Source organism: Azospirillum sp. UFLA03-27 (genome assembly GCF_059803775.1).
This window is the reverse complement of sequence record NZ_JAUQTX010000289.1, coordinates 1-7816: the sequence shown is the minus strand read 5'-3', so window position 1 is coordinate 7816 and position 7816 is coordinate 1. Positions and strand designations below refer to the sequence as shown.

Below are 7816 nucleotides of genomic sequence, written 5' to 3'. Positions count from 1 at the left end.
ACCGAGATCTACACTCGCGTATAATCGTCGGCAGCGTCAGATGTGTATAAGAGACAGCCCCCGGACCAAGCCCTGGCCGCGCTGGACAGCCCCGACGACGGGCTGACGCCCGACGAGGCGGCGGAGCGCCGACGGCGTTACGGCCCCAACCGGCTGACCCCGCCGCCCCGCCGGTCGGCACTGATGCGCTTCCTGGCGCAGTTCGACAATCTGCTGATCTATGTGCTGATCAGCGCGGGAGTCGTCACAGTCCTGCTCGGCGAGTTCGTCGACGCCGCGGTGATCGCCGGCGTGGTGCTGATCAACGCGGCCATCGGCTATGTCCAGGAAGGCAAAGCGGAGCAGGCGCTGGACGCCATCCGCAGCATGCTGTCGCCGCAGGCGGTGGTTCTGCGCGGCGGCCATCAGGTCACCGTCGCGGCGGAGGATCTGGTGCCCGGCGACCGCGTCCTGCTGGCTTCGGGGGACAAGGTGCCGGCGGACCTGCGGCTGGTCCGGGTCAAGGGGCTGCGCGTGCAGGAGGCGGCGCTGACCGGGGAGTCCGTGCCGGTCGCCAAGAGCGCCGACGCGGTGGCCGCGGACGCTCCCCTGGCGGAGCGCGGCGGCATGGCCTATTCCGGCACGCTGGTGGCCCAGGGACAGGCCACGGGCGTCGTGGTGGCCACAGGGGACCGGACAGAGCTGGGCCGCATCGGCACGCTCCTGGCGGGCGTTGAGGAGCTGACCACGCCGCTGCTCGCCCAGATGGCCGTCTTCGGGCGCTGGCTGACCATCGGCATCCTGGTGCTGACCGCGCTGACCTTCCTCTACGGCTCGCTGGTGCAGGGGGAGCCCTGGCCGGACATGGTCATGGCCGCGGTCGGTCTCGCGGTAGCGGCGATTCCGGAAGGGCTGCCGGCGGTGATGACGATCACGCTGGCCATCGGCGTCACCCGGATGGCCCGGCGCAACGCCATCATCCGCCGCCTGCCGGCGGTGGAGACGCTGGGCTCGGTCGGGATCATCTGCTCCGACAAGACCGGCACGCTGACCCGCAACGAGCTGGTCGTGCAGACCGTGGTGACCGCGGCGGGCGACTGCGCGGTGACCGGCACCGGCTACCGCCCCGAAGGCGAGTTCCGCCGCGCCGGCAAGGCCCTGGACCCCGCCGCCGATCCCGTGCTGGTCGAGCTGGCCCGCGCCGCCCTGCTGTGCAACGACGCGGAGCTTCAGCGCGCCGAGGATGGCGGCGATGGCAGCGGCGGCTGGACGGTGGCCGGCGACCCGACCGACGGCGCCCTGCTGGCGCTCGGCATGAAGGCCGGGCTGGACGCGCGGGAGGAAGCCGCCCGCTGCCCGCGTACGGACGTCATCCCCTTCGAATCCGAACACAAGTACATGGCCACCCTGCACCACGACCATGAGGGGCACGGGCTGCTGTACGTCAAGGGCGCGCCGGAGCGCGTGCTGTCCATGTGTACGCACGTACGGGCTGCGGACGGCGGCAGCGCGCCGCTCGACACCGCCCACTGGCTGGTGCAGGTGGAGGACTTGGCGGCTCATGGCCAGCGCGTCCTGGCGCTCGCCGCCCGCCCTGCGTTGCCCGGCCAGACTGTGCTCGACATGGACGACGTGCGGGAGGGGCTGATCCTGCTCGGCCTGTGCGGCTTCATCGACCCGGCCCGCGAGGAGGCCGTGGCGGCGGTGGCCGAGTGCCAGGCGGCGGGAATCCGCGTCAAGATGATCACCGGCGACCACGCCGGCACCGCCCAGGCCATCGGGCGGCAATTCAACCTGTCGGGCGACGCCGTGTCCGGGACCGAACTGGACCGGCTGGACGACGCGGCGCTGGTCGCCGTGGCGCGCGACGCCGACGTCTTCGCCCGCACCACGCCGGAGCACAAGCTGCGCCTCGTCCGCGCGCTCCAGACCGCCGGCCACACGGTCGCCATGACCGGCGACGGGGTGAACGACGCCCCCGCCCTGAAGCGCGCCGACGTCGGCGTCGCCATGGGCTGCAAGGGCACGGAGGCCGCGAAGGAGGCCGCCAGCATGGTGCTGGCCGACGACAACTTCGCCTCCATCGCCCACGCCGTGGAGGAAGGGCGGACCGTCTACGACAATCTGCGCAAGACGATCCTGTTCATGCTGCCGACCAACGGCGCCCAGGCGCTGGTGATCCTGGTCGCCGTGCTGGCCGGCTACACGCTGCCGATCACCCCGGTCCAGATTCTGTGGGTCAACATGGTGACGGCGGTGACGCTGGGTCTGGCGCTGGCCTTCGAGCCGCCGGAGGCCGCGGTGATGAAGCGCCCGCCCCGCCCGCAGGACGAGCCGATCCTGCCCGGCTTCCTGATCGGGCGCATGGTGCTGGTGATGGCGCTTCTGGTCGCCACCAGCTTCGGATTCTTCCTGCTGCATGAGGGCCACGGCGACCCCACGCCGGTCGCCCGCACCATGGCCGTTAACGCGCTGGTGATGGGGGAGATCTTCTTCCTGCTGAACGCCCGGGCGGTCACCGCCTCGGTGCTGAACCGGCAAGGGCTGTTCGGCAGCCGCCCGGTGTGGATCTCCATCGGGCTGATGCTGGTCTTCCAGCTCGCCTTCACCTACGCCCCGCCCCTACAGAGCCTGTTCGGCACGTCGGCGGTGGACTGGACCCAGTGGGTGGCCATGACGGCGGCCGGTCTGGCGATCTTCCTGGCGGTCGAGGCGGAGAAGGCGGTCACCCGCCGGATGATGGGGCGGCGGGGCTGACCGCCGCCCCTTCCCGTCAGAACGGTTTCACGATCACGAAGATGACGATGCCGATCATCAGCAGGGTCGGCGCCTCGTTCCACATGCGGAAGAAACGCTGCGGGCGGGAGTTGCGGTCCGCCTCGAAGTCCTTGCGCCAGCGCGCCATCATCATGTGCGTGCCGGTCAGGGCCAGGACGAACAGCAGCTTGGCGTGCAGCCAGCCCTGCTTCATCCAGGCCGGCTCCATCACGATCATCGCGATTCCGAAAAGGTAGGCCGCACCCATCGCCGGATTCATGATGGCGCGCAGCAGGCGGCGCTCCATCACCTTGAACCGCTCCGAGGATTCGGAGCCCGGCGCCGTCTCGCAATGGTAGACGAACAGCCGCGGCAAATAGAGAAGCCCGGCCATCCAGGCGATGATGCTGATGACGTGCAGAGCCTTGACCCAGAGATAAAGCACCGGTCTCCCCTTCCCTTCCTGTTGCGCGCTTTCTTAACCCACCGAGGTCTCAGCCCTGGTTCGGCCAATCCTTGATCAGACGGGCAAGCTCGGCGACGTGGTCCGGTGGCGTGGTCTGGATCACGCCGTGGCCCAGGTTGAAGACGAAGGGCTTCCCGGAAAGCGTCTCCAGAATCTCCGACGCCGCACTGCGCAGGGCCTCGCCACCGGCGGCGAGCATGATCGGGTCGAGGTTGCCCTGCACCGGCAATCTGGATTGCAGATTCCCGGCCGCCCAAGCCACCGGGACGGTGGTGTCGAGCCCGACGGCATCCACCCCACTGCCCGTGACGTAAGCCTCATAGGAGAGGCCCGCACCGCGCGGGAAACCGATGACCGGGATCGCGGGGTGGCGCGCCTTGACCAGTTCCACGATCCGCCGCGTCGGCTCGATCACCCAACGGCGGAATTCGCCCGCCGGCAGAACCCCCGCCCAGCTGTCGAACAGCTGCACGACCTCGGCCCCGGCCTCAATCTGGGTGCACAGGTAATCGGCGGTCACCTCGACCAGCAGATCCATCAGCGCACCGAACCCGGCGGGATCGCCGTAGGCCCAGCGCTTGACGTGCGCGTACTCCTTGGACCCCGCGCCTTCGACCATGTAGCAGGCGATCGTCCAGGGCGCCCCGGCAAAGCCGATCAGCGTGGTGTGGGCCGGAATCGCGCTGGAGAGGCGGCGGACGGTCTCATAGACCGGCTCCAGCCGCTCGTGGAAGCGGTCGCGGGACAGGCGCTTGAGGTCTTCCACGCTTCTCACAGGGTCGAGCTTCGGCCCCTCGCCCTCCAGAAAGGCCAAGGGCTGACCCAGGGCGTGCGGCACCACCAGAATGTCGGAGAACAGAATCGCCGCGTCCATGTCGTAGCGGCGCAGCGGCTGCAGGGTCACCTCCACCGCGTGATCCGGGTTGTAACACATGTCCAGGAAGCTGCCGGCCTTGGCGCGCAATTCCCGATATTCCGGCAGGTAACGGCCGGCCTGGCGCATCAGCCAGAAGGGCGGGCGCTGGCGCACCTCGCCGGCAAGGGCGGCGAGCATCGGCTTGGCAATCTTGGACACGGCCTCGGACACGGCGGATCGTTCCCCTGTAAGTGAATCGGGTCTGCGGGTTCTCACCCCTCTACTCAGTATTCTTTTTAAAGAGAGAAAGGAAGAAGGGGTGGTGGGTGCCTGTGGAAAACGGGAATCCCCGCTTTGCGCAGAATCGTCCACAGGCAGGACGGCGCGCTGTGGACGAAATCTGGATTCTGTGGACGACTCCGGACGCTTTCGCTGGAAACGGCGGAAATGCTATACCGGGAAGCCTGGGAATCCCGTGGATAACATGGTCCGCGGGAGTCATTGTACCCATGTTCCGGAGAGGGCGCGCGGATTGTCCCGAAGGGGGCGCCAGCGGGGGCGACGAGTCCCGCCCGGAGGGACAGAATCCAGGAGATCCCCGTTGTCCACAGATTCGGACGGGTTCTCCACAACACGTTGGGGACGGATGAGACAGTTCCACCTGCATCTTGTGTCGGACGCGACCGGCGAGACGATCAACAGCGTCGCCCGCGCCTGCGTCATCCAATTCGACGATGTTCGCCCGGTCGAGCATTTCTGGAATCTCGTGCGGACCGAGCGTCAGCTCGACATGGTTCTGGAGGGCGTCCAGGAAAATCGCGGCCTCGTCATGTTCACGCTGGTCGACGAGAAGTTGCGCCGCCGCCTCCAGGACTTCTGCCGTGAGGTGCAGGTCCCCTGCATCCCGGTGCTCGACCCGCTGATCAACGCGCTGGCCGCATTCCTCGGTGTGGAATCGCAGCGTCAGCCCGGCCGCCAGCACGCCTTGGACGCCGAGTATTTCGGGCGCATGGACGCGATGGACTTCGCGCTGGCGCACGACGACGGCCAGTCGAGCTGGGACCTGCATGAGGCCGACGTGATCCTGATGGGCGTGTCGCGCACGTCGAAGACGCCGACCTGCATCTATCTGGCGAACCGCGGCATCAAGGCGGCGAACATTCCGATTGTCCCGGGATGCCCGATGCCGCCGGAAATCGAGAAGCTGACCCGGCCGCTGGTCGTCGGCCTGACCAAGGACCCGGACCGCTTGGTGCAGATCCGCCGCAACCGGCTGAAGCTGCTGAACCAGAACGAGTCCTCGACCTACGTCGATCCCGAGGTGGTGCGCGCCGAGGTCACCGACGCACGGCGCATGTTCACCCGGCGCGGCTGGCCGGTGATCGACGTGTCGCGCCGCTCCATCGAGGAGACGGCGGCGGAGATCATGATGCTGCTCGCCCGCCGCCAGACCGGCGGTCTGCCCGGCATCGTTCCCGAAGGGCCGATGACGTGAGCGGAGCGGTTCCCACCGTCGTCCTCGCCTCCGGCTCCCGCACGCGGGCGGAGATGCTGGAGCGCGCCGGGGTGCGCGTCACGCTCGCCCCGGCGGCGGTGGACGAGGAGGAGATTAAGCTGGCCGCCCGCGCCGAGGACGCTCCGGTCGAGGATGTGGCCGAGGCGCTGGCCGAGCTGAAGGCGCAGCGCGTCACCCGCAAGCACCCCGGTGCGCTGGTGATCGGCGCTGACCAAATGCTGGAATGCGAGGGCCGCTGGTTCGACAAGCCGGCCGACCGCGACGCTGCACGGACGCAGTTGCAGGACCTGCGCGGCAAGACGCACCGGCTGGTGAGCTGCGCTGTGGTGATCCGCGACGGTGAGCGGCTGTGGCACCATGTGGACCGCGCCCGTCTGACCATGCGCCCGTTCAGCGACGCCTTCCTGGAATCCTACCTGAACGCGGCGGGGGACGACGTGCTGGGGTCGGTCGGCGCCTATCACCTCGAAGGATTGGGTGCGCAGCTCTTCCACCGGGTGGACGGCGATTTCTTCACGATCCTCGGGCTGCCGCTGCTGCCGCTGCTCGGGTTCCTGCGGGTGCATGGGGTGATTGCGGAATGACGATCAGCGGCAAGGCGAAGCTGGCCGGGGTGATGGGCTGGCCGATCGGCCATTCGCGCTCGCCCCGGCTGCACGGCTATTGGCTGGAGCAGTACGGCATCGACGGCGCCTATGTGCCGCTGGCCGTGCCGCCCGACCGCATCGAGCAGGCCATCCGCGCCCTGCCCGCGCTGGGCTTTCGCGGCTGCAACGTGACGGTGCCGCACAAGGAGGCCGCCTACCGCACGGTCGACCGGCTGGACGACACCGCCAAACGGATGGGCGCCGTCAACACCATCGTGGTCGGCGAGGACGGGACGCTGGAGGGCCGCAACACCGACGGCTTCGGCTTCATTGAGAACCTGAAGAGCGGCGCACCGGGCTGGAATGCCGCGAACGGGCCGGCATTGGTCATCGGGGCCGGTGGCGCGGCGCGGGCCGTCGTCGCCTCGCTCCTCGACGAAGGAGCACCACGGGTCTGGCTGGTCAACCGCACGCGGGCGCGGGCGGACGAACTGGCCGCCGACATCGGAGGCGCCATCGAGACCGCCGATTGGGTTTCACGTGAAACGCTTCTCGAAGGGGCGGCGCTGGTGGTGAACACGACCACCCAGGGCATGGCGGGTCAGCCGCCGCTGGAGTTGGACCTGCGCGCCCTCCCCGGTTCGGCCGTCGTCACCGACATCGTCTACACGCCCCTGATGACCCCGCTGCTGACCGCGGCGCAGGCCCGCGGCAACCGCGTGGTGGACGGCGTCGGCATGCTGCTCCACCAGGCCCGTCCCGGCTTCGCCGCTTGGTTCGGCCGAGAGCCGGAGGTAACCGAGGGGCTGAAGGTCGCCGTTCTGCAGGGCTGAGGTCGCGCGATGATCGTCTTGGGACTGACCGGCTCCATCGGCATGGGCAAGAGCACGGCGGCGCGTATGCTGAAGCGTATGGGCGCGCCGGTCTGTGACAGCGACGCCGTGGTGCACGGCCTGCTGGGGCGTCACGGCGCAGCGGTGCCGGCCATCGCGGCCGCCTTCCCCGGTGTCGTGGTGGACGGTGCGGTGGACCGGCGGGCGCTGGGTGGCGCGGTCTTCGGCAACCCGGCGGCGCTGAAGCGGCTGGAGGCGATCCTCCACCCGGCGGTTCAGGCGGCACAGCGGCGCTTCCTGAGGCAGGCGGCGCGCCGCCGCGTCCGCGTGGCGGTGCTGGACATCCCCCTGCTGTTCGAGACCGGCGGGGAACGCAAGGTGGACCGCAGCGTGGTGGTCACCGCCCCCTTCCTGGTGCAGAAGTCACGGGTGCTGGCGCGGCCGGGCATGACGCCGGACAAGTTCGCCGCTATTCTGGCGCGGCAGATGCCCGACGCGGAGAAGCGGCGGCGCGCTGACCACGTCGTCAACACCGGCGACGGGCGGCGGGCCACCCGGCGGGCGCTGCGCAACATCCTCGCCGACGTGAAGCGGCACCGCGGACGGCAGTGGCCACCGCGGGGATACCAGCCCGGACAGGTGGTTCATGCGTGAGATCGTCCTCGATACGGAAACGACCGGCTTCAAGCCCGAGGAAGGGCACCGGCTGATCGAAATCGGCTGCGTCGAGTTGCACAACCACGTCGCCACCGGCAAGACCTTCCACTGCTACGTCAACCCGGAGCGCGACGTGCCGCCGGACGCCGTGGCGGTGCACGGGCT

8 protein-coding genes are annotated in these 7816 nt (G+C 69.2%); 6 read left to right on the top strand and 2 right to left on the bottom strand.

The window, feature by feature from the left end:
* Positions 1 to 42: 42 nt before the first annotated feature.
* Positions 43 to 2736 (top strand): cation-transporting P-type ATPase, encoded by a 2694-nt coding sequence (locus tag Q4I23_RS28265; RefSeq protein ID WP_498528407.1) that lies wholly within the window; start codon positions 43 to 45, stop codon positions 2734 to 2736.
* 16 nt (positions 2737 to 2752) lie between these two features.
* Here the strand turns inward: Q4I23_RS28265 and hemJ are convergent, their stop codons facing one another.
* Entirely contained in the window at positions 2753 to 3181 is a 429-nt protein-coding gene (gene hemJ / locus Q4I23_RS28260) for a protoporphyrinogen oxidase HemJ (RefSeq protein ID WP_498528406.1), read from the bottom strand.
* A gap of 49 nt (positions 3182 to 3230) precedes the next feature.
* Positions 3231 to 4256: a uroporphyrinogen decarboxylase gene (gene hemE / locus Q4I23_RS28255; protein ID WP_498528409.1), complete on the bottom strand. Its 1026-nt coding sequence runs from the start codon at positions 4254 to 4256 to the stop codon at positions 3231 to 3233.
* Between the two features lie 448 nt (positions 4257 to 4704).
* On the opposite strand from hemE, the gene Q4I23_RS28250 reads away from it, so the two are divergent.
* From Q4I23_RS28250 to Q4I23_RS28230, 5 genes are all read left to right on the top strand, one after another.
* Complete coding sequence (locus Q4I23_RS28250; protein ID WP_454020269.1) at positions 4705 to 5553, top strand: pyruvate, water dikinase regulatory protein; 849 nt, start codon at positions 4705 to 4707, stop codon at positions 5551 to 5553.
* Positions 5550 to 6158, top strand: coding sequence for a Maf family protein (locus Q4I23_RS28245; protein ID WP_498528405.1), 609 nt, complete (start codon positions 5550 to 5552; stop codon positions 6156 to 6158). Before Q4I23_RS28250 ends, Q4I23_RS28245 begins: the two co-directional genes overlap by 4 nt.
* Positions 6155 to 6994 carry a shikimate dehydrogenase gene (locus tag Q4I23_RS28240; protein ID WP_454020271.1) on the top strand — a complete coding sequence of 280 codons (840 nt, stop codon included), beginning with the start codon at positions 6155 to 6157 and terminating at the stop codon, positions 6992 to 6994. The genes Q4I23_RS28245 and Q4I23_RS28240 overlap by 4 nt, the downstream gene beginning before the upstream one ends.
* A 9-nt stretch (positions 6995 to 7003) precedes the next feature.
* Complete coding sequence (coaE, locus tag Q4I23_RS28235) at positions 7004 to 7648, top strand: dephospho-CoA kinase (protein WP_498528404.1); 645 nt, start codon at positions 7004 to 7006, stop codon at positions 7646 to 7648.
* The coding region (locus Q4I23_RS28230; RefSeq protein ID WP_498528408.1) for an exonuclease domain-containing protein at positions 7641 to 7816 on the top strand (176 nt) is incomplete at its 3' end. The genes coaE and Q4I23_RS28230, both read left to right, overlap by 8 nt.

Bases quoted from the DNA above. Each gene is read 5' to 3' on its own strand.
- hemE (WP_498528409.1), bottom strand. From the start codon at position 4,256: ATGCTCGCCGCCCTTGCCGGCGAGGTGCGCCAGCGCCCGCCCTTCTGG.
- Q4I23_RS28250 (WP_454020269.1), top strand. From the start codon at position 4,705: ATGAGACAGTTCCACCTGCATCTTGTGTCGGACGCGACCGGCGAGACG.
- Q4I23_RS28240 (WP_454020271.1), top strand. From the start codon at position 6,155: ATGACGATCAGCGGCAAGGCGAAGCTGGCCGGGGTGATGGGCTGGCCG.
- coaE (WP_498528404.1), top strand. From the start codon at position 7,004: ATGATCGTCTTGGGACTGACCGGCTCCATCGGCATGGGCAAGAGCACG.